The organism is Streptomyces sp. NPDC002490 (assembly GCF_040296045.1).
Lineage (GTDB): Bacteria > Actinomycetota > Actinomycetes > Streptomycetales > Streptomycetaceae > Streptomyces.
On the sequence record NZ_JBEOWM010000026.1, the window covers coordinates 58086 to 81215 of the forward strand.

The following is a 23130-nucleotide window of genomic DNA, read 5'->3' on the forward strand; positions in this document are numbered from 1 at the left end:
ATGCTCCGTCAGTTACGCCCTCCGGCTGGCAGGGGGAAGGAGCTGGGGGTAGCACCAGCACGGTGCCGGGGGCTTGCGGGGGCGGTCACCGTCCACCGGCCCGCCGCTCCAGATGGATGCCGGTGAACACGGCGACCTTGGCCCGCAGCGCCCAGGGGTCGAAGGGCTTGCCCAGGTAGTCGACCGCTCCCGCCGCGTACCCCCGGGCCGAGTGCTCCGGGTCGGTGCCCATCGCGGTGAGGAAGATGATCGGCACGTCCCGGGTGCGGTGCCGCCGCTTGATGTGCGCCGCCGTCTCGTACCCGTCCATGTCGGGCATCTGGACGTCCATGATGATCACCGCGAAGTCGTCGTCGTCCAGCAGCGCCTTCAGCGCCTCCCGCCCCGAGGACACCGCCACCACGTCCTGGTCGAGTGTGGCCAACACCGCGGTCATCGCCAACAGGTTGTCCGCCTGGTCGTCCACCACGAGCACCTTCGGCAGCCTCCGCCGTTCCGACGCCGACCCCGCGGTCAGCACGGCGCCGCGCGGAACCCGCTCCACCGCCTCCAACTGGCGCTCCAGCAGTCCACACCGCTTCTCGGCCTCCTCGTGCTGCTCCCGCGCCTGACGCAGCTCCGCGGCGAGGCGCGCCACCTCCTCGCGGAGCACGTCCCGCTCCCGCAGCAGCTCGGAGACGTCCGGGCACGCCGCCTCCAGGGCGTTGGCCCGGGCCCGTTCCGCGCTCCACTCGGCCTCCAACTGGCGCAGCCGCACCTCCAGATCGGCGATCCGGTGCATCCGGTCGAGCAGCGCCTCTCCCAGCACGTCACCGCGGACCGTGGAACGACGGGAGTCCCGGTCGGCATCGGCGAGTTGGCGTTCCAGCACCTCCATCGCGTGCCGGGGCGAGCCGCTCGTCGCGACCGCGGCCCGGTGCAGGTCCCGCAGCAGTTCCATCGCCCGCGGCGTGGCCGGGGTGCCCCGGTGCTCGGCCAGGTCGGTGAACAGGTCCGTCACCACGTCCCAGGGCGGCACCCGGGTACCGCTCAGATAGCGAGAGAGGGTGCCCGGATCACGGCGCCGGCGCGCCGCGTACCGCCGCACCGACACCTCCAGGCCCTCGAACAGTTCGCGCAGCGCCTGGGCCAGGGCCCGCGCCTCCCGCGACAGGTCCGGTCCCAGCGGCCGCAACTCAGCCACGACGCCCCCGCCCCGCGGCCCGTTCCCCCGCCGGCTCGGGGGCGATCACCTGGTGGGCCACCGGCAGGGCGAGCCCGACCGCGGTCAGGGCGGCGAGCAGGCTACGGGCCGCGCCGTCCCCGGCGAGGGCGCTGAGCGCGCCCACCGCCGTACCCGCCAGCACGGCGAGCAGCAGCACGAGCGCCGTCCTCACCGAGAGCAGCGACCGGTATCGTGATCTCCTCTTCTCTCCGCCGCGGGCGCCTGAGCACCCCGGACGGCAGCCGTTTCCCCCGGTACGACCCCGGGCGAGGCACAGCATGGAGGGTGCGGGGACCGTTGCGGGCGGCAACGGTCGGATCGGCAACGCCCGGAGCGGGCTCAGCTCCCCGGGCCGGCGTCCCCGGCCGGAGCGGAGGCGGGGGACGGGTCGGTACCGTTGCGGGCCCGGAGCAGTTCGCCGGTGCCGAAGGCGACCACCGCGGACACCAGGATGACCGCCATCTGGTCCGCGGCGTCCGGGCCGAGCAACAGGGCCGCCAACACGGACGAGGTCACCGGCAGCCGGGTCACCGCGGCCGCGGCCGAGGCGATGCCGACGGCCAAGGCCGTCGTCGAGCCGAACCCGGGCATCGGGGCGAAGGCCATCGCCAGCACCGGCCCCAGGAACACCGCCGGGAAGATCGGACCACCGCGCAACGCCCCCAGGCACACCGCCCAGGCGAGCCCCTTGAACAGCAGCAGCCACAGCAGCACCCCGACCGGCCAGGCCCCCGGGTCGGCGGCCAGCCGGGCCAACGCCGCCTGCCCGGAGAGCGCGGCCTCCTCCGGCGACCGACCGGTGCACAAGCCGTACCCGGCGAGCAGGGCCCCGGCCACCAGGGCGCCCAGCACGGTCCGCGGTCCGGGGCGCTTCGCCGTCCAGTCGGCGACCCGGCGACCCAGTGCCAAGGCGGTGGAGACCGTGGCCGCGATGACCACCGCGAGCGGCAGCCCCCACAGGAAGTCACCGGGGTCCAGGGTGTCGACCGGCGGCACCGACGGCAGCGTCAGCCCGCCGGTGTCGAGCCCCGTCCACCGGCCGAACCCGGTGAAGACCAGGGCGCCCACCCCGCTGGCCAGCAGCGTGGGCAGGATCAGCGCCAGCAGCCCGGGGCCGCCGAGCCCGGCCGCCTCGATGATCAGGACGGCGGCGACCAGCGGACTGCCGAACACGGTGGAGATCGCGGTGGCCGAGCCGGCCGCCCCCAGGACGGCGACGAGCCGGGGCGCCCGGGCGCGGCGGGCGGAGCGGACGGTCAGCAGGGCGAGCCCGCTGCCGAGCGCCATCAGGGGGGCCTCCGGCCCGAGCACCGCCCCGAAGGGCAGGCACACCAGCGCCGTGAGCACCACCCCGGGCAGCGCGGACGGCTCGGTGGCCCGACCGCTCAGACCCCGGGCGGGCACGTGGCCGCCGGCCCCCGGCAGTCGGGTGATGAGCAGGGCGGCCAGCAGCCCCCCGATCGCCAGCAGCGGCAACGGCCACCACCACGGGGCGACCGCATGGCCCAGCCGGCGCGGCAGGTGTTCCCAGAGCCCGTTCTGGAGGGCGTGCTCCAGGGTCAGGAACCCGAACGCGGCGAGCGAGAGCGGCACCCCCAACAGCGCCGAGAGCAACAGCAGCCGCAGGTAGCCGGGGTCCCGGAGCACCTCGCCCACCGGGCGCGCCCCGCTGGGAGGGGTCTCCTGAGCCATCCGCGACCTCGTCTCCTCAGCCCGCCGCACGGCGTTCCCCGCCAGACTCCGTCAGGGCGGGTCCGGCGGCACGTCCAAGGGGACCGAACGGACCGCCGGATCGCCCCGCGGGGCGGATCAGCCCGCAGTCACCGTGTCGGTGAAGGCGGTGCCCGCGGCCCGGTACGCGCCGACCCGGGTGGCCACCTGGGCCGGGGTGAGGACCTGGTCCTTGACGTGCAGCACGTAGTCGACCTGCTGCTCGTAGGACCGCGGCTCGGTGCCGGTCTGCCCGGTCAGGTCGGTGAACCACTGGTTGAAGCTGATCAGCATGCCCCGCTCCGGGAGGAAGCCGGCGCCGTGCGTGCCGAACGGCTGCCCGTCGACGTAGTACCGGATGTCGTTGCCGTCGATGGTGAACACCAGGTCGCGCCAGCCGTCATGGCTGCTGCGGGCCACCGTGTAGGTCTTGACGGCGTCCCCGGTCACCGGGTGGTACGTGTCCCAGGAGGTGGTGAAGAAGGCGTTCGAGGTCTCCCCCCACCCGCCGTTGGGCAGGTACTCGAAGTCGTACTCGGCGTAGTCGTCGGCCATCGGCGCCTTGAGGTCGTTGATGGCGAAGAACGTCTGCACGACGTGGTCCCCGTCCGGGCCCTGGACGGGGGCGTCGGCGAACTTCACCCGCGCCGCGTAGGTGCCGTTCCTGAACTTCATCGAGGTCGTGGAGATCTCGGCCTGGCCGGTGCTCGCCGAGGTGCCGGCGGTGCCCGCCTTCAGCGTCATCAGCGAGGAGCCGCCCTGCTCGGAGAAGGAGACGTGCTCCGGGGACCAGGTGGCGCCCGGCACGCCGGGGCCGCCCGCCCAGGACCGCAACTGCCAGCCGTTCGCAGCGAGCCGCGGGTCGGTGCGGGAGGTGTAGGAGAAGTCGTCGAACAGCACCTGCCCGGGCGGCGGTTCGGTGGCTCCGCCGGGCTCGGTGCCCCAGACGGTGGTGCCGGCCACCCGTGCGGTGACCTTCGGCCAGTCGGCGTAGGCCGTCCGCCCGGCGTCGAAGGAGTGGTCGTCGCTCTGCGTCAGCTGCTGCCAGTCGGTGCGGTGGAACCGGAGCTGGACGTCCCCGGTGTCGGCGCCGGCGGCCAGCGAACCGGCGCCCGCGGTGAAGCCGACCTCCAGATAGCGGTCGGCGGTGGCCGTCGGGTGGGCGGGGGTGCCGAAGGTGCCGGTGACGTTGGCACAGCCCTTCACGGCCCAGTCGCAGGCGAACCGGTACCCGGCCTGCGCCGAGTCGGCCTTGAAGTAGTACCGGAGCGTCACCTGCTGGAGGGGCAACGCGGTCGGGCCGGTGTTGCGCACCCGGAACGAGGGTGCCGCCTGGGAGGCGCTGGCAGCCGTCGAGCCGGTGCGGTACTGCACCACGAGTCCGCCGCCGGCGGCGTGCGCGGTGGTGGGGAGCGCCGCGAGGCCGATGCCGGCCAGGGCGGTGGCGAGCGCCCCGGCGACGGCGTTGCGCAACCGGGTGCGTGGGGGTCTTCTCACGGGTGGGGGCCGCCTCTCCTGAACGGTTGGGACCAACGGGCCGCCCGCCCGCGGGCGGGACGGCACCCGCGTGATCGTACGGAACACCTGACGCGTTTCAACTCCCCCGTACGAAGGGCGAGATGATCGAGTCCGGCCCGTCCCGGTTCGCACCGTGCCGTACCCCCGACCGGGTGGGCCGTCCCCGGTGGGGGGACGGCCCGGGGCGTGAGCGGCCGTCAGCCGGCGGCCAGCGCCCGTGCCGCCCGCACCAGGGCCGCGTTGTCGGCGGCGGGTGCCCCGTCGGGCAGGGCGATGCCGTCCTCGAAGCCGACCCGCGTCTCGTGCCCGTCCTCGATGGCGGCCCGGACCAACGGCCAGACCGTGGGACCGTCGCCGTGGTACAGGATGGGGCACGCCACCCCGGCCGCCCGGACCTGCGCGGCCATGGCCCGCGCCTCGACGACCGCCCGCACCGGGTCCTCCTCGACGGGTTCGATCAGGATGCGCACGTTGTCGTGCAGGGTGGGGGAGGCCAGCAGTCGCGGCACGTCCTCGCGGGTCCACACCGCGCTCTCCAGGACCATGCCCCGCTCCCGTACCAGGACGGCGGTCTCCGCGGCGCCCTCCTCGCTGAACGCGACGGAGGCGAAGTCCGGCAACTGCGTCCACGCCCGGACCAGTTCGTACCGTTCGGCGGGACCGGAGCAGGTCCACAGTCCGGTCGTGGTGCCGACCACGGCGTCGGGGGCCGCGGCGCGGATCGCGGTGAGGACCTCGGCCAGGGCGTCGGGGCGGATGGTCTGACCGCCGTCCGGGGTGCGGACGTGGAAGTGGACCACGTCCGCTCCGGCCACGAGCACCGCGACGGTGTCGGCGGCGAGTTCCGCCGGGGTGAGCGGGACGGCGGGCCGCTCGGCCTTCGAGCGTCCGCCGTTGACGGCGGCTTTGAGCAACACGGGGTTTCGCCTTTCGTGGGGTGTGGTGGGGGAGCGGGTGCCCGCAGGATCAGGACAGCCGCTGGAGGGTGTCGGTGGCGCCGGTGAGCGAACCCAGCGGTTCGCCCTGCCAGAGCCGCGCCACCAGGGCGGGTTCTTCGGCGTCGTCGGCGAGGGCCTCGTCGACGACGGCGGCCAGCCGCTCGGCGGGGGCGACGATCACCCCGTTGGCATCGCCGAGCACCAGGTCACCGGGGTGGACGGGCACCCCGCTGCAGACCACCGGGGCGCACAGCGAACCGTCGGCGAGGCCGTGCAGCTTGGTGGTGAGCGGGGTGCGGCCGTAGGCGTAGACCGGCAGGTCGAGCGTGCGCAGGGCGTCGACGTCGGTGCACAGTCCGTCCACCACCACGCCCGCGGCGCGTCGGGAGGCCAGGGCGTTGGCGACGACCTCGCCGAGCGGGGCGTGCCGGCGGTCTCCGCCGCAGTCGACGACGACCACGTCACCCGGCTCCACCAGCCCGGCCGCGTGGTGCAGCAGGGTCGAGTCGGTGGCGGTGGTCCGGACCGTGACGGCCCGGCCGATCAGCCGTTCCGTACCGGCCATGCGCTGGAGCTCCGGGGCGCAGAACCCCTCCTCCAGGTAGTGGCCGAGGGTCGGGAAGTCGACCCGGCGCAGCTTGGCGAGGAGTGCGGCGTCGGCCGGGGCCGGGAGCGCGCGGATGTCGAGCGGCATGGGGCAGGTCACCTCGGTCCGATGATGATGCGGCGGTTGCGGAGCACCGGGAGGACGGTGCGGGCCCGGTCGATGCGGTCCTTGTCGGCGTCGACGAGGAGCAGCGACCGCTCCTCCTCGCCCAGGGCGGCCCGGACGACCCCCAGCGGGTCGACGGCCATGCTCATGCCGATGCAGTCCGGGGTGGTGAGCGAGGAGGCCACCACCCAGCAGGTGTTCTCGATCGCCCGGGTGCGCAGCAGGGTCGTCCAGTGGTCCTCCTTGAGGGGGCCCTTGACCCAGGCCGCCGACACCGACAGCAGATCGGCGCCCATCTCGACCAGGGACCGGGTGAACTCGGGGAAGCGGACGTCGTAGCAGTTCACCAGGCCGACGTTGAAGTCCCCGATGCGGACGACGACCGGGCCGGTGTCCCCGCGCTGGATCTTCTGCGACTCCCGGTAGTCGAAGGCGTCGTACAGGTGCATCTTGCGGTAGAGGCCGAGGACCTCGCCGCCCGCGTCCACGGCGGCGATGGTGTTGTAGGGGAGGGCCTCCCCGCTGTCCTCGAACCCGGCGGCGATCAGCGCGATCCCGTGGTCGGCGGCGATCCGGGCGAGCCCGTCGAGGAAGGCGGGCCAGTGCCGCTCGGCGAGCTCCCGTAGGGGGGTGCCGGCGGTCTCGTCGGCGTCCGAGGGGACCATGGACTCCTCGGGGAAGACGACGAGTCGGGCGCCGCCCGCGGCGGCCTCGCGGGTCATCTCCTCGATCACCGCGAGATTGGCCGCCGGGTCGGCGGTCGGGGCGAACTGGGCTGCTGCGACCTTCACGGCCGGGTCTCCTTGGTGGTGGGGATCGGTGCGGGGGAGGGGAGCGGGCGGCGGGTCACTCGGCGAGCACCCGCCCGTGCCGGACCGCCCAGCCCGCAGTCACCGGCGCGCCCGGTGCCAGTCCGCTGGCGTCCGCGCCGCGGGCCTCGGCGACGAGTGCGCCGCCGCTGCTCAGCGCCAGGTGGTAGCGGGTGGCGTTGCCGAGGTAGACGACCTGCTGGAGGGTGCCCGCCACGGTGACCTCGGCCCCGTCCGGGACGGTGCCCGCCGGTGCCAGGCGGACGTTCTCCGGGCGGACCGCGAGGTGCGCCTCGCTGCCGTCGGCGAGCCCGTGGCCGTCCGGAACCGCGAGGTCGCCGAGGCCCGGTACGTCGAGCCGGCCGGCGGTGAGGGTGCCGGTGAACAGGGTGGAGGTGCCGATGAAGTCGGCGACGAAACGGGTGGCGGGCCGCTCGTAGATCGCCTCCGGGGTGTCCACCTGGAGGACCCGCCCGCCGTCCATGACCGCGATGCGGTCGGACATGGTCAGGGCCTCCTCCTGGTCGTGGGTGACCGTGACGAAGGTGACGCCGACCTCGCGCTGGATCTTCTTCAGCTCCACCTGCATCTCGGCCCGCAGCTTCTGGTCGAGCGCGCCGAGGGGTTCGTCCAGGAGCAGCAGCGAGGGGCGTCCGATCAGGGCCCGGGCGATCGCGACGCGCTGCCGCTGCCCGCCGGAGAGTTGGGCCACGGTCCGGTCGCCGTACCCCTCCAGCCGCACCAGGGCCAGGGCCTCCCGGACGGCCGCGCCGATCTCCGCCTTCGGCCGGGACCTGCGCACCTTCAGTTCGAAGGCGATGTTGTCGTGGACGTTGAGGTGGGGGAACAGGGCGTAGCTCTGGAAGAGCATGTTGAGGTCGCGCTTGTGCGGGGGCACGCCCGCGACGGGGACCCCGCCGAGTTCCACGGTGCCCTCGGTGGGCGTCTCGAACCCGGTGATCATCCGCATCAGGGTGGTCTTGCCGCAGCCCGAGGGGCCGAGGATCGAGAAGAACTCGTTGGGGCGGATGTCGAGGGTGACGTCCCGGACGGCCGGGGTCCCGTCGAAGGACTTGCCCACCCCGACCAGGCGCACCGCGGGGGCGGACCCCGCTTCCGTGCCGCTCGCTTCGTTGACGGTCGTCGTCATGTCAGGACGCCTTCACCTTGGTCCAGCCCTGCTGGAAGTGCTTCATGGCGGTGCCCGGGTCGAGCAGGAAGTCGGCCTTGGCGATGGAGGCGTCGGAGGCGTAGATCGCCGGGTTGTCGAGCGCCTTCTTGTCCTTGATGTGCTCGCGGGCCTTGGCGTTGGTGCTGGCGCTGCCGCCGTCGTCGGTGGCCATGGCGGCGATCTCGGGGCGCAGCGTGAAGTTGATGAACTCGTACGCCGCGTCGGTGTTCTTGGCGCCCTCGGGGATGGACAGCCCGTCCGTCCAGATCGAGCCGCCCTCCTTCGGGATGACGTAGTGGACGTTCTCGTTGGCGGCGACGACCTTGGCCATGGCGGTGCCGCTCCACGCCTGGGCGGCGCACGCCTGCCCGCTGGCCAGGAGCTGCGGGTAGTTGGTGGAGTTGTAGCCGGCCAGGAGGTCCTTCTGCTTCTCCAGGGCCTCGGTGGCGGCGGCGATCTCGCCCTCGTCGGTGCTGGTCGCGCGGGAGCCGGTGATCTGGAGGCCGGCGATGTAGGCCGCGAGCATGTTGTCCAGCATGTAGACCTTGCCCTTGTGCTCCGCGTCGAAGAGGGTCTGCCAGCTGTCCGCGGAGTCGATGCAGGTGTCGTTGTAGGCCAGGCCCGTGGTGCCCCAGATCCACGGGACGCTGTACTTGTTGCCCGGGTCGTAGGAGGGGTCCCGGAACTTCTCCGCGAGGTTGTCGAGCCCCTTGATGCGGGAGTGGTCCAGGGGCCGGATCAGCTTCTGCCCGATGAGCTGCTGCACCGTGTACTGGCTGGGCTCGACCAGGTCGTAGCCGGCCGATCCGGAGCTCAGCTTGGCGGTCATGGTCTCGTTGCTGTCGAAGGTGTCGAGGGTGACCTCGATGCCGGTCTCCTTCTCGAACGCCTTCACCACCGACTCGGGGATCTCCCCGGCCCAGGCGTAGACGTTGAGCTTCTTGCCCCCGCCCCCGGACCCGCCGTCCGAGCCGGCGCAGCCGGTGACGACGAGGGCCGTGACGGTGGCGACCGAGGCGGCCAGGACGGTTCTGGAGAGGCTCTTCTTGCGCATGAGGGCGTGCCTTTCACGAGGCCGGTGAGGGAGCCGGCAGGGGGACGGGGGTGGGACGGGTCCGACGAGGCGCTAGCCGCGCTTGCCGCCGAGGAGCACCTGACGCATCTGGCGCATGCCGACGCCGACGATGATCAGCAGGGTGAACAGCACCAGCAGGGTGCCGAGGGCGTTGATCTCCGGGGTGAGGCCGCCCTTGAGCATCGAGTACACGCGCAGCGGCAGGGTGGTCGAGCCGATGCCGTTGGTGAAGGTCGACATCACGATGTTGCCGAAGGAGATGGTGAACGACAGCAGCCAGGCGGCGAGCAGGGGTTGGCGCAGCAGCGGCAGGGTCACCCGTCGGAACGCTTCCCAGGGGCCGCAGCCCAGGTCGGTCGCCGCCTCCTTCAGGGAGGGGTCCAGGGCGTTGTGGGCGCCGAGGACGATGAGCGAGGCGTAGGGCAGGGTCACCACCAGGTGTCCGAGGACCAGGGTGGTCATCCCGAGGGTGGCGTTCATCGCCCCGAAGACGGAGAGCAGGGCCACGCCCAGCACGATCTCCGGGATGATCAGCGGCAGGAAGAGCCCGCCGGAGAACACCGCCTTCCAGCGGCGGGCCAGCCGGGCCATGCCCATGGCGGACAGCAGTCCGCAGAGGGTGGCCAGGGTCGCGGAGAGGAGGGCGACCTCCGCGCTGACCCGCAGTGCGGCCAGGAGTTCGGTGTTCTCCGCGAGGGAGCCGTACCAGCGGGTGGAGAAGCCCGCCCACTGGTAGGTCACCTCGGAGTCGTTGAAGGACAGCACCACCACGACGACGATGGGGACGTACAGGAAGGCGATGACGCCCCGGGCCAGCCAGGCGGTCACGGTGTCGAGGGCGTGCTTCATGCCGTCTTCCTCCTCAGCCGCCGGGCGGCGAGTCCGAACGCCGCCATCGAGGCCACCATGAGCACCAGCAGGATCACGGAGGCCGCGGCCCCCATGGGCTGGTTGCGGAACTCGGTGTACAGGGTCACGATCAGGTTGCCGACCAGCTGGTCGCGTCCGCCGCCGAGCAGGACCGGGATGACGAAGACGCCCAGGGTGGGGATGAAGGTGAGCAGGGCCGCCGCGAGCATCCCGGGCCGGGCGATGGGCAGCAGCACCCGGCCGTGCACCCGCCACCAGCCGCAGCCGAGGTCCCGGGCGGCTTCGCCGAGCGAGGTGTCCACCCCGCGCAGCGCCGCGTAGATCGGGAAGATCGCGGTGGGCAGGAAGGCGTACACCAGGCCGATGAACGACGCCCCCTGGCTCGGTATCCACTGGGTGGGCCCGTCGGTGAGGCCGATGGCGTCGGTGAGGCTGTTGACCGGACCGCTCGGGCTCAGGAGGTTGATCCAGGCGAACGTCCGGACCAGGAAGTCCGTCCAGAACGGGACGATGATCAGCAGGAGCAGCAGCATCTGCCGTTGCGGCGGCCGGCTGGCGATGTAGTACGAGACGACGTAGCCCAGCACCAGGCAGACCGCCGTGTTGAGGGCGGCCATGCCCAGGCTGTACCCGAAGACCTTGAGGTAGATCGGCTCCAACAGGTCCTGGTAGTGGGTGAGGGTGAACCCGCCCGTCACGCTGCCGTACGCGTCCGAGGTGGCGAAGCTGTTGCGCACCACGAGCACGAGCGGCACCAGGACCAGGCCGACCACCGTGATGCCGGCCGGGGCCAGCAGGGCGGTGGTGACGGCCGCCCGGCCCGCGGTGCGCGGTGCGGCCGCCGTCACCGGGGCGTCCGGCGGCCGGTCCGGTCGGGCGGAGGGGTCGAGTGCATGCGCGTTCTCCTGGGTCCGGGGCGGGGCGTGATGGAGAACAGCGTCGACGATGCGCCAGTGGCCGGAAAGATGAAGGACAAACGAATTCCGTGGAAGGCGAGGGTGATTTCCACGGATCTCGCGCTGTGAGCGTTCCTCCAAGGGGGACCTTGACAGCACGGGGGATCATTGGTGCATAGACCACCCACTCTCTCGGAGGTGTCCCGTGATCGATGACCTGGACCGACAGATCATCGACCAGCTACGGGTGGACGGGCGGCGTTCGTTCGCCGAGATCGGGCGCACGGTCGGGCTCTCCGAGGCGTCCGTGCGCGCCCGTTACCAGCGGCTCCAGCGCAAGGGCGTGCTCCAGGTGGTGGGCATGACCGATGCGGTGCGGATGGGGGAGATGGAGGTGCACCTCGCGGTGCGCGTCCACCACGTGCCCGTGGCGTTGGTGGCGCGTGAACTGTCCCGGATGCCGGAGGTGCGTTACGTGGCGTCCTGCGTCGGCCCCTACGACCTCATCGTGGACGTGCGCTGCCGCGACCTCGCACACCTGGCGGAGTTGTTGACCGAGCGGGTGCGGCGGGTGAACGGGGTGGCCCACGCGGAAGCGCTCACCGTGTTGGAGGTCATCAAGGACTCCTACCTGTGGGCCGGCTTCCGGGAGGTGCCGGTGCGGTCGGGGGAGCGGATCATCCCGGGCTGAGGGGGCGTGCTGCCCGCGGAGCGCTTCAGCCCTGTTCTGCGGTGACGCCTTGGCCGACCGCACTGGCCAGCCCGCTCCAGGAGTAGTCCTTGAAGAGTTCGAGCAGCAGGAGCACCTGGACCCGGGACACCCCGGGCAGCATGCGGATGTCGTCCAGCAGCTGGACGAGTTGGGCCTGGTCGCGGCAGGTGCCCTCCAGGAAGATGTCCTGGCTGCCCGCGCAGAGCGCCACGTGGTTGATCATCGGCATGCCGGAGAGGCTCTTGGCCACGGCGCGCGGGGTCAGGTCCCGCACCCGGATCATCAGGCGCACCGACTGGTGGCCCATGGTCAACGGATCGCACAGGGCGACGATCCGGAGGACCCCGCTGTCCTGGAGCCGCGCCACCCGCTGGCGCACCGTGGTCTCGGAGACGCCGAGGTCCCGGGCGAGACCGGTGTACGGGGTCCGGCCGTCGCGGGTCAGCGCCTGCACGATCCTGCGGTCGATGTCGTCGAGCACGCCTCCACCATGGCACACCCGTCGGACGGGGCGATCGGTGCACCGACGCCCGCGCCCTCCCGGACGTCCGGTCCGGGAGGGCGCGTGGACTCCGTCGGGCGGACGGGGGCCTGTCTGTCGGCGAGGGCTCAGGCCGCCCGGCCGGTGACCTCGTACCCGGCCTCCTCGACGGCGCGGGACACCGAGGCGTCGTCCGGCTCCGCCTCCGTGATGACCGTGACCCGGCCGCTCGCCACGTCGACCTCGACGGACCGCACGCCCTCCAGCGCGCCCACCGCCTCGGTGACCGACGACTTGCAGTGGCCGCAGGTCATGCCGGACACCTGGTAGACGGTGGTGCGACCGTCGGTGATCTCGACGGTGGTGCCGCCGGTCGAGCAGGTGCCGTCGGTGGAGCAGCAGGACGACATGGTGGTTTCCTCCTGGAGATGGGTGAGTGGGGACGGAGAGGAGCCCGGGACCCCCCGGGGGGTATCCCTCCGCCCTCGATATTTATACCCCCACTGGGTATGTGAGGCAAGGGCGGTCCGGCCCGCCTCGGCCCCGGTCACCCCTGCGCGGCCCGCGCCGAGAGCACCCCCGACATGTCCTCCGTCAACAACCGCTTGGAGATGCCGTCCACCGCGGCCCGCAGTGCGGCGTCCGGGGGCCGTCCGCCCTCGTGCTCCAACCGCTCGTCCAACCACGCCGCCCACGCCCGGGTGATCACCGCGGCCTCCCGTTCCCCGGCCGCCGTGTGCGAGAACAGCGAACCGTCCCGCGTCAGGTACCCCTCCGCCACCATCCGCTCGAAGACCGGCACCAACACCTCCGGCGGCATGTGGCGCCGGGTCGCCATCAACCCCAGGCTCGCGTGCCCCACCAACCGGTGGAGCATCTCGACCTCCATCACCGCCCAGGCGCCCGCCGGATCGAGCCGGGTGTCGGAACCGGCGACGATCCGCCGCGCGGTTTCGGGGCCCGCCGTGCGCAGCACCTGCGCCACCGCCGTCTCCAACAGCTTCTGGTTGTCGCAGGGCGACGGCCGGGCGAAACCCTCGCCCATGTCCGTCGACGACATCCGCGCGCTGTCCCGCAGCGGCACCTCCCGCAGGAACAAGGCCACCAGGAAGCCCACCAGGGCGACCGGCACCGTCCACAGGAACACCGTCTGCAAGGTGTCCTGGTACCCCTGCACGATCGGCGCCGCCACCTCGGCGGGCAACCGGTGCAACTCCTGCGGACTCGTCGCGGCCCGACCCACCACCGCCGGATCCACCCCGCCGACCCGGACGGCCTCGGCCACCCCGGCGGAGAGGTTCGGCCCCAGGGAATTGGCGTAGATGGTGCCGAAGACCGCCGTGCCGAACGAACTCCCCAAGGTGCGGAAGAACGTCACCCCCGAGGTCGCGGTCCCCAGATCGGCGTAGGCGACGGTGTTCTGCACCGCGATCATCAACACCTGCATCGACAGACCGATGCCGGTCCCCAGCACGAACATGTACAGCGAGGACAGCCAGGTGCTCGTCCCGCTCCCCATCAGCGACAGCAGGTACAGACCCGCCCCCGTCACCAGCGTCCCCACGATCGGGAACACCCGGTAGCGCCCCGTCCGACTGACCACGCTGCCGCTGAAGACGGACGCGATCAGCAGCCCCACGACCATCGGCAGCGTCCGCACCCCCGACACCGTCGCCGAATCCCCGTCGACGTACTGGAGGAACGTCGGCAGGAACGTCATCGCGCCCAGCATCGCGAACCCGACGATGAAACTCAGCACCGAACAGACCGTGAACACCGGATCGCGGAACAGGTGCATCGGCAGCATCGGCTCGGCCGCCCGGGCCTCCACCAGGCAGAACGCCCCGAGGGCCACCACCCCGCCCACGAACAGCCCGATGACCAGCCCCGAACTCCACGCGTACTCGTTGCCGCCCCAACTCGTCGCCAGGATCACCGCACTCGCCCCGACCGCGACCAGGGCGATCCCCAGGTAGTCGATCACCGGCCGGGTCGCCGCCCGCACCACCGGAATCGTCCGCGCCGCCGCGATCACCACCACGATCGCGATCGGCACGTTCACGTAGAACGCCCACCGCCACGTCAGATGGTCGGTGAACAACCCGCCCAGCAACGGTCCGATGACCGTCGCCACCCCGAAGACGCCCCCGATCGCCCCCTGGTACTTGCCCCGCTCCCGCAACGGGATGACGTCCGCGATCAACGCCATCGACGTCACCATCAACCCGCCCGCCCCGACCCCCTGCACCCCGCGCCACACGATGAGCAGCGTCATGTTCGTCGCCAGCCCGCACAGGAACGACCCCGCGATGAAGACCACCGTCGACACCTGGAAGACGATCTTGCGGCCGAACAGGTCGCCGAACTTGCCCACCAACACCGTGGCGACGGTCTCCGCCAACAGGTAGGCGGTCACCACCCACGACATGTGGTCGCCGCCACCGAGGTCCGACACGATCGTCGGCAACGCCGTCCCCACGATCGTCTGGTCCAGCGCCGCGAGGAGCATCCCCAGCACGATCGTCACGAAGACGACGTTGCGACCACGACGGTCGAGGACCGGCGTGGCGGGCGCTCCGGCGGGGTCCGCCGCGGCCGGGACGTCGGTGGTGGTCACGCACAGCAGCGTCACACCCCCGCCGCCCGCCCGCACCCGGGGCCATCCGTCCCGGTGACGCCCGCCCGCAGCCGTCAGCCGACCCGGCTCACCCCGCCGCGGTGAGCCGCGGCGCGTCCCGCACCGCCTCCAGCGGACGGTCCGGCTCCGCCTCCAGGGCGTCCGCCAGCCCCCGCGCCCAGCGGACCAACCCGGCCAGGTCCAGCCCGCAGGGCCGCGGTGCCCCGTCCGGCCCCCGGACCCACCCCTCGATCCCCGCCGCTCCCCGGCGCAGCAACCGCGCACCACCCCTCGCGTTCCCCCGCGCCCCGTGCGTGAGCCCCACCGCGAGCTGTGCCAGGGCCCGCCACAGGGGGCGCAGGCTCGCCGCGCCGCTCTTCCACGCGTCCTCGAACACCTCGTGCGCATGGAACGGCATGCCCGCGTCCAGCAACCGCTGCGCCTCCGCCACCGTGACCTCCGGGGTCCGGACCACCCCCTCCGGCTGCCGGGCCACCCCCGCCGTCCCGTAGGGCAGGGGACGCCCCAGACCGTCCCGCGGGCGAGCGTTCCGCGCCCGCCCGTCCTCGTCCCGGTCCCGCCTGCCGGCCGACCCGCCTCCCCGGACCCCCGGGGCCGTGTCCTCGTCCATCCATCGATTGTCCCGCCCGCCCGGCGCCCCCTGCCAGGAGGCCCCGGCGGCCTTGGCGGGGGCACCGTTCCGGGTGCGGTAGAGTTCTTCCTGCGTGATCACGCGGGACACCGCGGGAAGCGCATCGGGACGTGGCGCAGCTTGGTAGCGCACTTGACTGGGGGTCAAGGGGTCGCAGGTTCAAATCCTGTCGTCCCGACCAGCGTTTTCGCAGGTCGTAGGCGGTATCGGAGGAATCCGGTACCGCCTTTTCGTTGTTCTTGGGGACCAGGTGGTCTGGCGATGTCGTCCGGGGGCGGGCTGGACGGCCAGACTGAGGGGTGCGCGGACGGGGGTCTTACGGCCCAGCGCAGCGGCAGCGCGCCGACGCCGGCACGCTGCCCCGCTCATGAACCGCTCCACTTCGTCGTCGACGTGAGGCAGTACCCAGCCGCCCTCGTCGAAGCCGCCGTCCCGGTCCCCGTCCGCGGACGGGACGGAGTGCATGACGCCGTCCAGGGACACGAAATCGACCACGACCCGCTGCCCCAGGGAACTGCTCCCACTTCGTTCGTCCGCGGGCGGTTGCCCACGAAGGGTCGACCGTGCGGCGCCGGAGGACTCATCGGTGGGAGGGAGGAGAAGCGTGGTCCCACCGGCGTTCCTGCTCCCCGCGGCATTGTCAGGGGCCGTACCGGCTGTGTGATACTGCGGTTTTGGTGGAGCGCGGAGTCCGGCGTGGCGCCCCGCCGCGTTCCTGCCCGTGCCCATGAGGGGGATTGCCGCGTCCATGGCGACAGCACCTGATTCCGCGGCTCCCGAAGGCGCCGACCGTCGGCCCGCCGGCCACGACGCGCAGGGCGATCCGGCCGGTTCCGTCGCGCGCGCCGCCGGCACGGTGCAGATCGTCGACCACGCCATCCAGGTGCTCAAGGCCATCGCCGAGGCCGATCGGCCGCGCGGGGTGCGGGAGCTGAGCCGGGATCTGGTGATCAGCAAGAGTTCCGTGCAGCGCATCCTCGTGTCGCTGGAGCGCGAGGGGCTCGCCGTCGCGGACGAGGGCACCCGCAAGTACGTCATCGGCCCCGCGGCACTCACCCTCGCCTGGCGGCACGCGGCCAACAGCGACCTCGTCGGGGCCTCTTCGGCCACGGCGTCCCGGATCGCCGCGGTGACCGGCGAGACGGCGTGCGTCTCCACGATCGTGGACGGCCGCCGGGTGACCGTCTACGAGGCGGAGAGCCCCCAGCCGCTGCGTCTGATCACCGGCGTGGGGCGGCCCTACTCGCTCTTCTCCGGGGCGACCGGACGGGTCCTGTTGTCCATGCTGACGCCCGAGCGGGCCCGTCAGCTGGTGGCGGAGCACGCCCGCGGCGAAGCCGACGTGGAGGTGGACGTCGAGGCCGCGGTGGCGCGGATCGACGCGGCGCGGCAGCGGGGGTACGCGATCAGCCGGGCGGAGTGGATCGCCGGCGGGTGCGGGGTCGCGGTCCCGCTCGGCGTCCAGGGCAGCGTCGTCGCGGCGCTGAGCATCTACGGCCCGGAGGCGCGGATGACCGACGAGCGCATGGCCGAACTCGTGCCCGTGCTGCGGACCGCCGCGGCCGAGATCACCGTCCGCTGGCGCTAGAGCGGGTCCGCCGAGTCGCGTGCGTGTGGACGTGGCCGCCCTAAGACTGTCTGATGATTGATCTCGTGGCGGGTCGGGGAGAGTTGACGGACGTGGCGTGGGGGCGGATGGAGCCCTTGTTGCCGCGGGTGGACGGGCGTGGTCGTCCGCCTGGCCGTCGAGGGTCGCGGCCTGCCGCTGTCGATCGTGCTCACGCCGGGCAAGGTCAACGACGCCACCATGTCCGGCCAGGTACTCGGCGGGATCCGTGTCCCGCGTGCCGTCTCGGGCCGCCCGCGCAGGACGCCGGAGCGCGTGCTGGGCGACCATGCCTATTCCCGCCGGGCGATCCGTCACCTGCTGCGGCGCAGGGCATCGCCGTCACGATCCCCAAGTGCCGCGACCAGGCGGACAACCGCCGACGGCGCGGGGCCCTGCCCGGCCCGCTACCCGTATTCGACCGGCCCTCTACCGCGACCGAAACGCGGTCGAACGCTGCTTCGCACGCCTGAAGCAGTTCCGCGCCACCTCCACCCGCTTCGACCAGCGCGCCGACCACCACCGCGCTGGGGTCGTCCTGGCCTCACCGATCCTCTGGCTCCGCGAACCAGCCAGAGGACCAATGCTCGGACCGGCCTCATGCCTGTGGGAGTCGGCGCCCAAGTCCACCCGCACAGGGCAGCGCACGAGGCTTCGCCGGCACGGGAGGGGGTCCGTCCTGCCGATCTTGCGAGCGGGTCGGGGCGCGGTAATCGCCGTCCCCAACGGCCCTTGCCTGCAACGCGGTTGACGCCTCCAGCGGCCAGTGGGCGGCTTCGTTCCCCCCGGTATCTGACGCGTCGAGCCGCCGCGCGCGGTTGCCGCGCCGCCGAGCCCGCGCCCGTTGGCCGAACGTCGACGCGATATGGCGCATTCATTGCTTCCGTCCTGCCCATTGACCTGTCTCGAAAGCCGTGGGTACGTTGTCCCAGCAGATCTGGTCCACTGTCCCAGATTGGGTGGGGCGCTCCGCACGGCAGACCCCGGCAGCGCCGCCCCGCCCCTCCTGGACCCGCAGACCGAAGCGATTCCACCGTCCGACGCCACCGCCCAGCGCTCTCGCGGGCCGCTCGGACGACAACCATGAGGAGCCGATCCGTATGCTGCTTGGCTGGCGTGCCCGTATTGGACAGATTCGTCCGGCGACCGCGATCGAAGGCGCCGAGGAATGGCGCTCCGTCGCCCCGGTGGGGGTGGCCTTCGCCGACGCCCGGACCATCGTCCCCAGGGTGGACGCCGAGGGCCTGGAGACGATGATGTCCCAGGTGTTGGAGGCGTCGCGGCAACTGGCCACGGCGAAGGTGGACCTCATCGTGCAGTGCGGGGCCCCCGGCACCTTCATCCCCGGCCCCGGCACCGACGAGAAGGTGGTCGCGCAGATCACCGAGGAGACCGGGATCCCCGCCCTCACCATGATGCAAGCCCAGGTCGACGCCCTGCGCGCGGTCGGCGCGACCTCGGTCGCCGTCGGCAGCATCTACACCGACGAGGTCAACGAGGCACTGTGCGCCTACCTCGCCGCCGTCGGCTTCGAGGTCCCGGTCGTCGAAGGGCTCCAGATCACCGACCCGTACGAGGCCAGCGTCCACGACGCCGACAGCGCCTACCGGCTCGGCCGCCGACTCCACCGCGCCGCGCCCGACGCGGACGCCCTGCTGATCTCCTGCGGCACCTTCCGCACCTTCGAGGTGCTGCCCTACCTGGAGTTGGACACCGGGGTGCCGGTGGTCACCAGCAACCAGGCGTCGCTGTGGCGCGCGCTGCGCCTGCTCGGGCTGCGCGACGAACTTCCCGCGCTGGGCCGGCTCGGCGGCATCGCCGACTGCTGACCGCGCGGCCCCGACCGGGCAGCCGGCCCTCATCCGTACCCACCGAAACCTGAGGAGGAGCACGTCGTGCTCGTCGACGCACTGCAGTTCGTCAAGCCGTCCCGGGAGCGCTTCGAGGAGTGGCACGCCGCCGGCATCACGGCGATCCACGCCACCGTCGCGATCTGGGAGGACTCCACCGAGACCATGCGCGAAGTGGGCCGCTGGCAGCGCCTGCTCGCCGAGAACGCGGACCTCCTGCGCGAGGGCCGCTCCGCCGCCGACCTCCACCGCGCCGCGGACGAGGGACGCACCGCCGTCGTCCTCGGCTTCCAGAACAGCAGCCCCTTCGAGGACGACCTCGACCTCGTCGGCGCCTTCCACCAGGCCGGCGTCCGCATCGCCCAGCTCACCTACAACACCCAGAACTCCGCCGGCGCCGGCTGCTGGGAGGGCGATGACGCCGGGCTCTCCCGGACCTACGGGATCAACCTCATCCGGGAGATGAACCAGGTCGGCATGGTCGTCGACATCTCGCACTGCAACGAGCGGACCTCGCTGGAGGCGATCGAGGCGTCCGAGCGGCCCGTCGCCGTCACCCACGCCAACCCCCGCGCCTTCGTCGGCGAGGCCGTGGAACTCGCGCTCCGCAACAAGTCCGACACCGTCCTCAAGCAGACCGCTGCCTCGGGCGGGGTGGTGGGGCTGAGCATGTACCCGCGCATCGCCCCCGACGGCGTCCACTGCACCGTGGACCGCTTCTGCGACATGGTCGCCCACACCGTCGAGCTGATCGGAGTGGAGCACGTCGGATTCGGCTCCGACTACTACGCCGGGCATGGCGACGAGGAACTGCACTGGTGGCGGCAGGGACGGTGGAGCCGCAAGCCGATGGTCCCCATCTCCGGCCCGGTCGAGTTCCCCGACTGGTACGCGGCGGGCCGCGGGTACGCCGCCGTCCGGCAGCGGCTGCTGGAGCGCGGGTTCACCGCCGCCGAGGTCGAGCGGATCTCCGGCGGGAACTGGGCGGACCTGTTCGAGGCCGGCTTCGCCCCCGCCGCCCGGAGCTGACGTGCACGGCCACGGCAGCAGGAGGGCGAGCCGCAGATGAACCACTACGACGCAGTCGTCGTCGGCGGCGGCCACAACGGATTGGTGACCGCCGCCTACCTGGGGCGCGCGGGGCTGAAGGTCGCGCTCCTGGAAGCCCGGTCGACGCCGGGCGGACCCTGCGGGGGTTACGAGTTCCTGCCGGGCCGCCGCCTCGCCTTCACCAACTCGCCGGGCTCGCTCAACCCGGCCGTCGTCGCCGAACTCGACCTCGCGCGCCACGGGCTGCGGTTCGTCCGGGTCGACCCGACGGTGGTGCACCACTTCGACGAGGGGTGCTTCGTCGGCTGGCGCGACCAGGCCCGGGTGGACGCCCAACTGGAAGCCTTCGCCCCCGGCGAGGCCGCCCGCTACCGCGCGCTGATCGCCGGACTCGAACGCCTCGGCGCCCGTCTCGGAGTCCGGCTCGACACCCCGCCACCGGATCCGGAACACTTGAGGAATCGTTTGTCCGACCCCGTGGACCTACGGCTCTTCGACGCCGTCTTCGACGGCTCGCTCACCGAACTGCTCGACGAGCACCTGCGCTCCGACCGGGCGAAGGCCCTGCTGGCGCTGCTCGCGCTGAACGCCCAACTCGTCCCACCGTCCGCCCCGGGCACCGCGGTGGGCCTGATGATGCGCCCCTTCGCGCTCGCCGCCGCCGGCGCCAGTGCCCCGGACGCCGCGGAGCGCACTGCGCTCCGCGGCTCCACCGGGCTCCCCGTCGGCTCGATGAGCGCCATCGTCGACGCACTGACCGGTGCCTGCCGACAGCACGGGGTGGACGTGCGCACGAACACCCCCGTGGCCCGGGTGCTCCACGGACCGCTCGGTGTGCGCGGCGTCGTCACCCCCGCCGGAGAGGAGTTCACCGCACCCCGGGTGATCTCCACCGTCAACCCCGTCCACCTCTTCCGCGACCTCCTCGACGACGGCGCGATGGACCCCGCCGTCCGCGACGGGGTGCTGAGCACCCCCATGCGGGGCTCCGCCTTCAAGCTGGTGCTGGAAGTCGACTCCCTGCCCTCGTACGCCGGGCTGCCGAAGGACGCCCACCCCGACGCGGTGCGCGCCTGCCAGTTCCGCTTCGGCTCCTCCCTGGCCGAGGTCGAACGGGCCGTACGCGCCGCACTGGACGGCCGCGCCTCGGCCGAACCCCTGATGTGGGGCCTGACCCCCACCCTCACCTCGCCCGCCCTCACCCCCGGCACCACCCAGCTGATCAGCGTCAACGCCTGGCACGCCCCCTACCGCCCGCACGACGGCCCCTGGAACGCCCGGCGCACCGAGGAGTTCGGCCGCCGCTGCGTCGCCCGGCTCGACGCCCTGATGCCCGGCATCGCCGACCGGATCGTGGACAGCCGCTTCATGAACCCCGTCGACATCGAGGCCGAACTCGGCCTGCTCGGCAGCAACATCACCCACGGCGACATGCTCCCCGCCGCACTGTTCGGCGCCCGCCCCCACCCGTCCGTCGCCGGCTACCGTACTCCGCTGCGCGGCTTCTACCTCGGCGGCAGCGGCACCTGGCCCGGGGGATACGTCACCGGCACGCCCGGCAGGAACGCCGCCACGACGGTCCTCGGCGATCTCGCCCACGAGCAAAGGCCGCACTCATGAGACCCACCACCACCCACCGCGCGGGCCGGCCCCGCCCACCCCTGCGCCGCGCCCTCGGCGCCCTGGTCGCCGCCGCGCTGCTGCTCACCGGCTGCGCCGCGCCGGCCGCCTTCGGCCGCGACCCGGACACCCTCGTCATCGGCGCCGAGGGCGAGATCCCCGTACTCGACCCGCACCGCCTCTCCGGCACCGTCGGCCTGCGCGTCGTCGACGCCCTCTTCGACCCCCTCGTCCGCGAGGACCTCAGCACCGAGACCGACGGCGCGCCCGCGCTGCGGCCCGCCCTCGCCACCTCCTGGCAGGTGTCCCCGGACGCCCGCACCTACGTCCTCGCGCTGCGCGAGGACGTCACCTTCAGCGACGGCACCCCCTTCGACGCCGGGGCCGTGAAGACCAACTTCGACCGGATCCTCGACAAGAAGTCACCCGTGTACGACGCCACCGCCGCCGGCAACATGAAGTTCCTCAGCCGCTGGATCGAACGCGTCGAGGTCAACGGCGCGCACGCCGTGACGCTGCGGCTCACCAAGCCGTACGCCGGACTGCTCCGGCTCCTCACCGACCGGCGCATGTCGCTCGTCAGCCCGGCCGCGCTGCGCGCCCACGCCCCCGACGACGTCGGCCTGCACCCCGTCGGCACCGGCCCCTTCCGACAGCGCGCGGCCGACCACGGCAAACGGATCACGCTCCAGCGCAACGACTCCTACTGGGGCGGCGTCCCGCGGACCGAGACCATCATCGTCGAGTCCGTCAGCGACCCGACCACCCTCGCCATCGCCGCCCAGACCGGCGAGGTGGACGCGATCCTCAGCGCCGGCGCCCAACAGGTGCGGCAACTCGCCGGCCAGGGCACGATGACGGTCCAGTACCCGGAGCCCGCCAACCAGTACTTCCTCCGGCTCAACACCCGTACCGCCCCCACCGACAACGCCCTCGTGCGCCGGGCCCTCAACCACGCCGTGGACCGGGCGGCGATCGCCACCCTCACCGCGGGCCAGGTCGCGCCCTCGCACGGCCCGCTGCCGCGCGGCAACGAGGCGTACCGGGCGGACCCGGCCGCCGACGGCTGCTATGCCCACGACCCGGCCCTCGCCAAGCGGCTGATCGCCGAGAGCGGCGTGCCGACGCCCGTACGGCTGCGGCTGCTCGCCCCCGACAGCGGCCCCGGCTTCTCCCAGGCCACCGAGATCATGTCGCTGATCCAGCAGGACCTGAAGGCGGTCGGCGTCAAGCTGGAGGTCCAGTACATGGAGTTCGCCTCGCTCGTCGCGGAGGAGGGCGCCGGATACAAGAAGGGCGTCCACGGCTCCTTCAACGGCTGGACCACCGGCGCGGACGCCGCCGACTTCCTTGAGCGGATGTTCGGCGGCACGCTCCACCCGCCCAACGGCGTGAACCGCGGCTGGTACCGCAACCCCGCCGTGGACGCCCTCCTCGACGAGGCCCGCGCCGAACCCCGCGAAGCAACCAGGACCGACCTGTACCGCCGGGCCGCCGACGCCGTCGCGGTCGACGCGCCCTGGGTCTTCCTCTACCAGGACCGGCTGCCGCGGCTGCTCAGCCGCAAGGTCGACGGCGTCGTCCCGGCCCCGTCCGTCTACATCGACTACACGACCATCCGCCGCCGGTGAGGAGAGCC

22 protein-coding genes, 1 tRNA gene and 1 pseudogene are annotated in these 23130 nt (G+C 72.6%); 9 read left to right on the forward strand and 15 right to left on the reverse strand.

What is annotated here, in order from left to right; all coding sequences use genetic code 11:
• Positions 1-85: 85 nt before the first annotated feature.
• From ABT092_RS18460 to ABT092_RS18510, 11 genes are all read right to left on the reverse strand, one after another.
• On the reverse strand, positions 86-1183 hold the full coding sequence (locus ABT092_RS18460) for a response regulator (protein ID WP_351245057.1): 1098 nt from the start codon (positions 1181-1183) through the stop codon (positions 86-88).
• On the reverse strand, positions 1176-1376 hold the full coding sequence (locus tag ABT092_RS18465; protein ID WP_351245059.1) for a hypothetical protein: 201 nt from the start codon (positions 1374-1376) through the stop codon (positions 1176-1178). Before ABT092_RS18465 ends, ABT092_RS18460 begins: the two co-directional genes overlap by 8 nt.
• Before the next feature lie 167 nt (positions 1377-1543).
• Entirely contained in the window at positions 1544-2896 is a 1353-nt protein-coding gene (locus ABT092_RS18470) for a chloride channel protein (RefSeq protein WP_351245061.1), read from the reverse strand.
• Positions 2897-3013: 117 nt separating this feature from the next.
• The gene (locus ABT092_RS18475) at positions 3014-4411 is read right to left on the reverse strand and encodes a cellulose binding domain-containing protein (protein ID WP_351245063.1); all 1398 of its coding nucleotides are present in this window, start codon (positions 4409-4411) and stop codon (positions 3014-3016) included.
• 218 nt (positions 4412-4629) lie between these two features.
• A complete protein-coding gene (locus ABT092_RS18480) occupies positions 4630-5349 on the reverse strand; it encodes a 3-keto-5-aminohexanoate cleavage protein (RefSeq protein WP_351245065.1) in 720 nt (239 codons plus the stop codon).
• A 49-nt stretch (positions 5350-5398) separates the two neighbouring features.
• Positions 5399-6064 (reverse strand): RraA family protein, encoded by a 666-nt coding sequence (locus tag ABT092_RS18485; RefSeq protein WP_351245067.1) that lies wholly within the window; start codon positions 6062-6064, stop codon positions 5399-5401.
• Positions 6065-6072: 8 nt separating this feature from the next.
• A complete protein-coding gene (locus ABT092_RS18490) occupies positions 6073-6873 on the reverse strand; it encodes a carbon-nitrogen hydrolase family protein (protein WP_351245069.1) in 801 nt (266 codons plus the stop codon).
• 55 nt (positions 6874-6928) lie between these two features.
• Positions 6929-8041: an ABC transporter ATP-binding protein gene (locus ABT092_RS18495; protein ID WP_351245071.1), complete on the reverse strand. Its 1113-nt coding sequence runs from the start codon at positions 8039-8041 to the stop codon at positions 6929-6931.
• Between the two features lies 1 nt (position 8042).
• Positions 8043-9116 (reverse strand): ABC transporter substrate-binding protein, encoded by a 1074-nt coding sequence (locus ABT092_RS18500; protein WP_351245073.1) that lies wholly within the window; start codon positions 9114-9116, stop codon positions 8043-8045.
• 72 nt (positions 9117-9188) lie between these two features.
• Positions 9189-9986, reverse strand: coding sequence for an ABC transporter permease (locus ABT092_RS18505; RefSeq protein ID WP_351245075.1), 798 nt, complete (start codon positions 9984-9986; stop codon positions 9189-9191).
• The gene (locus ABT092_RS18510; RefSeq protein ID WP_351245078.1) at positions 9983-10855 is read right to left on the reverse strand and encodes an ABC transporter permease; all 873 of its coding nucleotides are present in this window, start codon (positions 10853-10855) and stop codon (positions 9983-9985) included. Before ABT092_RS18510 ends, ABT092_RS18505 begins: the two co-directional genes overlap by 4 nt.
• A 45-nt stretch (positions 10856-10900) precedes the next feature.
• Between ABT092_RS18510 and ABT092_RS18515 the strand changes: the two genes are divergently transcribed.
• Entirely contained in the window at positions 10901-11032 is a 132-nt protein-coding gene (locus ABT092_RS18515; protein WP_351245080.1) for a hypothetical protein, read from the forward strand.
• A 76-nt stretch (positions 11033-11108) separates the two neighbouring features.
• Entirely contained in the window at positions 11109-11594 is a 486-nt protein-coding gene (locus ABT092_RS18520; RefSeq protein WP_351245082.1) for an Lrp/AsnC family transcriptional regulator, read from the forward strand.
• A 25-nt stretch (positions 11595-11619) separates the two neighbouring features.
• On the opposite strand, the gene ABT092_RS18525 is transcribed toward ABT092_RS18520, so the two are convergent.
• From ABT092_RS18525 to ABT092_RS18540, 4 genes are all read right to left on the reverse strand, one after another.
• Positions 11620-12096: an Lrp/AsnC family transcriptional regulator gene (locus ABT092_RS18525; RefSeq protein ID WP_351245084.1), complete on the reverse strand. Its 477-nt coding sequence runs from the start codon at positions 12094-12096 to the stop codon at positions 11620-11622.
• Between the two features lie 128 nt (positions 12097-12224).
• Positions 12225-12506, reverse strand: coding sequence for a heavy-metal-associated domain-containing protein (locus ABT092_RS18530; RefSeq protein WP_351245086.1), 282 nt, complete (start codon positions 12504-12506; stop codon positions 12225-12227).
• Positions 12507-12643: 137 nt separating this feature from the next.
• Positions 12644-14713, reverse strand: a complete 2070-nt coding sequence (locus tag ABT092_RS18535; protein WP_351245088.1) for an MDR family MFS transporter — start codon at positions 14711-14713, stop codon at positions 12644-12646.
• Between the two features lie 88 nt (positions 14714-14801).
• Positions 14802-15344 (reverse strand): DUF309 domain-containing protein, encoded by a 543-nt coding sequence (locus tag ABT092_RS18540; RefSeq protein ID WP_351245090.1) that lies wholly within the window; start codon positions 15342-15344, stop codon positions 14802-14804.
• Positions 15345-15469: 125 nt separating this feature from the next.
• On the opposite strand from ABT092_RS18540, the gene ABT092_RS18545 reads away from it, so the two are divergent.
• The 7 genes and pseudogenes from ABT092_RS18545 (at position 15470) to ABT092_RS18575 (ending at position 23122) form a co-directional block, all read left to right on the forward strand.
• A tRNA-Pro gene (locus ABT092_RS18545) sits at positions 15470-15546 on the forward strand.
• 567 nt (positions 15547-16113) lie between these two features.
• Positions 16114-16953, forward strand: coding sequence for an IclR family transcriptional regulator (locus ABT092_RS18550; protein WP_351245092.1), 840 nt, complete (start codon positions 16114-16116; stop codon positions 16951-16953).
• A gap of 123 nt (positions 16954-17076) precedes the next feature.
• Positions 17077-17557: pseudogene (locus ABT092_RS18555) on the forward strand (transposase); the annotation flags it as partial.
• A gap of 514 nt (positions 17558-18071) precedes the next feature.
• Positions 18072-18800 (forward strand): maleate cis-trans isomerase family protein, encoded by a 729-nt coding sequence (locus ABT092_RS18560; protein ID WP_351245094.1) that lies wholly within the window; start codon positions 18072-18074, stop codon positions 18798-18800.
• Between the two features lie 66 nt (positions 18801-18866).
• Positions 18867-19850: a dipeptidase gene (locus ABT092_RS18565; protein WP_351245096.1), complete on the forward strand. Its 984-nt coding sequence runs from the start codon at positions 18867-18869 to the stop codon at positions 19848-19850.
• A gap of 36 nt (positions 19851-19886) precedes the next feature.
• A complete protein-coding gene (locus ABT092_RS18570; RefSeq protein WP_351245098.1) occupies positions 19887-21491 on the forward strand; it encodes a phytoene desaturase family protein in 1605 nt (534 codons plus the stop codon).
• Positions 21488-23122 carry an ABC transporter substrate-binding protein gene (locus ABT092_RS18575; RefSeq protein WP_351245100.1) on the forward strand — a complete coding sequence of 545 codons (1635 nt, stop codon included), beginning with the start codon at positions 21488-21490 and terminating at the stop codon, positions 23120-23122. The genes ABT092_RS18570 and ABT092_RS18575 overlap by 4 nt, the downstream gene beginning before the upstream one ends.
• The last annotated feature ends 8 nt before the right edge of the window (positions 23123-23130 follow it).

Excerpts from the sequence above, each read along its gene's own strand:
- ABT092_RS18470 (WP_351245061.1), bottom strand. The coding sequence starts at position 2,896 with ATGGCTCAGGAGACCCCTCCCAGCGGGGCGCGCCCGGTGGGCGAGGTG.
- ABT092_RS18485 (WP_351245067.1), bottom strand. The coding sequence starts at position 6,064 with ATGCCGCTCGACATCCGCGCGCTCCCGGCCCCGGCCGACGCCGCACTC.
- ABT092_RS18495 (WP_351245071.1), bottom strand. The coding sequence starts at position 8,041 with ATGACGACGACCGTCAACGAAGCGAGCGGCACGGAAGCGGGGTCCGCC.
- ABT092_RS18500 (WP_351245073.1), bottom strand. The coding sequence starts at position 9,116 with ATGCGCAAGAAGAGCCTCTCCAGAACCGTCCTGGCCGCCTCGGTCGCC.
- ABT092_RS18505 (WP_351245075.1), bottom strand. The coding sequence starts at position 9,986 with ATGAAGCACGCCCTCGACACCGTGACCGCCTGGCTGGCCCGGGGCGTC.
- ABT092_RS18515 (WP_351245080.1), top strand. The coding sequence starts at position 10,901 with ATGCGCGTTCTCCTGGGTCCGGGGCGGGGCGTGATGGAGAACAGCGTC.
- ABT092_RS18530 (WP_351245086.1), bottom strand. The coding sequence starts at position 12,506 with ATGTCGTCCTGCTGCTCCACCGACGGCACCTGCTCGACCGGCGGCACC.
- ABT092_RS18540 (WP_351245090.1), bottom strand. The coding sequence starts at position 15,344 with ATGGACGAGGACACGGCCCCGGGGGTCCGGGGAGGCGGGTCGGCCGGC.
- ABT092_RS18550 (WP_351245092.1), top strand. The coding sequence starts at position 16,114 with ATGGCGACAGCACCTGATTCCGCGGCTCCCGAAGGCGCCGACCGTCGG.
- ABT092_RS18560 (WP_351245094.1), top strand. The coding sequence starts at position 18,072 with ATGCTGCTTGGCTGGCGTGCCCGTATTGGACAGATTCGTCCGGCGACC.
- ABT092_RS18570 (WP_351245098.1), top strand. The coding sequence starts at position 19,887 with ATGAACCACTACGACGCAGTCGTCGTCGGCGGCGGCCACAACGGATTG.
- ABT092_RS18575 (WP_351245100.1), top strand. The coding sequence starts at position 21,488 with ATGAGACCCACCACCACCCACCGCGCGGGCCGGCCCCGCCCACCCCTG.